Here is a 2141-nt window from a genome sequence, read left to right on the forward strand (position 1 = left end):
GATCACCGGCGGCGCCGTGCGACTGGCCGGGAATCCCGCGCTGCTGGGACGGTTCACCGAACTGTTCCAACTGCCGCGCCCGGCCGACGTCAGCTGACCGCCATGGACGAGATCGTCGTGCGGGCCGTCGAGCGCGCCATCGACACCATGCGGACCAACCTGGGTGACCGCCTGACCATCGACGACCTGGCCCGGTCGGCGATGTTCAGCAAGTTCCACTTCACCAGGATGTTCCAGCGGGTCACCGGGGTCTCCCCCGGCCGGTTCCTCTCGGCCATGCGGCTCGCGGAGGCCAAACGGCTGTTGTTGATCACCAACCTCACCGTCGCCGACATCAGCCACCGGGTCGGCTACAACAGCGTCGGCACGTTCAGTTCGCGGTTCCGGCACAGCATCGGGGTTTCCCCGACCACCTACCGCCAGTTCGGCGGCAACCCGGCGAACCCGGAGATCGAGGAGCCGCGGGTGGCCGAGGCCGGCGGCACCGTTCGGGGCACCGTCACCGCGCCCGCGGACAGCCGGCCCCGGCTCATCGTGGTGGGCCTGTTCCCCAGCCGGATCCAGGAGGCGCCTGCCGTGCGGACCACGGTGCTGCGGGCGCCCGGCCCCTATGCGCTGCACGACGTCCCGGTCGGCACCTGGCACCTGCTCGCGCACGCGCCGACCGACCCGGTCCCGCACATCGGGGTCTACGGCACGCTCACGATCACCGCGACCGTCAGCGCCCGCATCGCCGACATCAGCCTGCGTCCGGTCAGCGCCCTCGACCCGCCGGTGCTGATGGCGGTGACCGAAGATCTGCCGACGATGCTCTCCCGCGCCGCCTCCTGATCCGGCAATCTTGAAGTGGCGGGCATACCGGTGCCGCGGGCACGCTAGGGCGTGATCGAGATCTGGGAGGCGAACGGATGACGACGGTCGAGGATCGGGCGGACGGCGCAGCGACGTTACGCGACTGGCTCAACGGCCGCGGCCACAAGGTCGCGCTGAACGTGTTCATGCTGATCGTGATCGCGCACTGGGTCGAGCACATCACCCAGGCGGTGCAGATCTACGCGCTGGACTGGCCCCGGCCGAAGGCGAAGGGCGCCCTGGGACTGGCGTTTCCCTGGCTGGTCACCTCCGAGTGGCTGCACTACGGCTTCGCGATCGTGATGCTGATCGGCCTGATCGTGCTCCGGCCCGCGTTCGTCGGCCGGGCCCGGTCCTGGTGGACCGTGGCACTGTGGATCCAGGTCTGGCACCACCTGGAGCACCTGCTGTTGCTGCTGCAGGCCGTCACCGGCAACAACCTGTTGGGCCAGAAGCAACCCACCAGCTTCCTGCAGCTGATCTTCCCGCGGGTCGAGCTGCACCTGGCCTACAACGCGATCGTCTTCGTTCCCATGGTGATCGCCGTGATCTACCACCTGCGCCCCCGGCCGGCCGAACGGGAACTGATGCGATGCTCTTGCGCCAGCAGCAAATCTGGGCGCTGACCCAACCGGGCCACGACCATGTGCTCCAGGTTCCGATCACCATCGGGCCACTGGTCCTGCGGGTCGGGCTGCTGATCGCGGTTCCGCTCGTCGCGGGGTTCGCCATGCTGCGCGGCTTCCTGCCCGAACCGGGGCGCACGGTCGCGGCGCTGGTGGCGGGTTCCGCGACGGTCGCGGCCGTCCTCGAACTGATCCTCGCCGACGGCCTCGACCTGCCCCGGCAGGCGGTCCCGCTGTTGCTGGTGGCGCTGGCCGCGCCGATGTTCCTCGTGCTGTCCAGGGATCCCCGGTTCGAGGTGGGCCGGGCGGTGGTGCGGAGGCTGGCCCCCTGGGTGTTCTCGGCCACCGCGCTGCTGGCCTTCGTCGAGTTCGCCCGGGCGTTCGGCGCGGGCGGCGTCCTGCCGGTGCTGCTGCGGTCCGGGGTGGTGTACGCGCTGGTCGCGCTGGCCTGGTTCACCGTCTGGCGGCCGGCCGGCCGGCGGGTGCGCCTGCTGGTGCACATCGAGGCCGCGGTGCTCGCGAACGCGGCCCTGGCCGCCAGCGCCTACGGCCTCGTGCTCACCCTGCCACTGCTGTCTGCGACCTAGCCGGCCTGGTGGTCACCTCGTCCACCGAGAGCGGGCGTTCGCAGTCGGCGCAGACCAGTTGCGCGGTCACATGGCC

Annotated in this window: 3 protein-coding genes; all 3 read left to right on the forward strand. The window is 70.5% G+C overall.

Annotated features, from left to right (window positions below; translation table 11 throughout):
- Positions 1-102: 102 nt before the first annotated feature.
- Complete coding sequence (locus tag VFO68_RS15680) at positions 103-831, forward strand: AraC family transcriptional regulator (RefSeq protein ID WP_325159022.1); 729 nt, start codon at positions 103-105, stop codon at positions 829-831.
- Between the two features lie 77 nt (positions 832-908).
- On the forward strand, positions 909-1478 hold the full coding sequence (locus VFO68_RS15685; protein WP_325159023.1) for a hypothetical protein: 570 nt from the start codon (positions 909-911) through the stop codon (positions 1476-1478).
- The gene (locus VFO68_RS15690; protein ID WP_325159024.1) at positions 1445-2065 is read left to right on the forward strand and encodes a DUF6239 family natural product biosynthesis protein; all 621 of its coding nucleotides are present in this window, start codon (positions 1445-1447) and stop codon (positions 2063-2065) included. Before VFO68_RS15685 ends, VFO68_RS15690 begins: the two co-directional genes overlap by 34 nt.
- Positions 2066-2141 lie beyond the last annotated feature (76 nt).

Source organism: Actinophytocola sp. (assembly GCF_035712165.1).
Lineage (GTDB): Bacteria > Actinomycetota > Actinomycetes > Mycobacteriales > Pseudonocardiaceae > DASYTH01.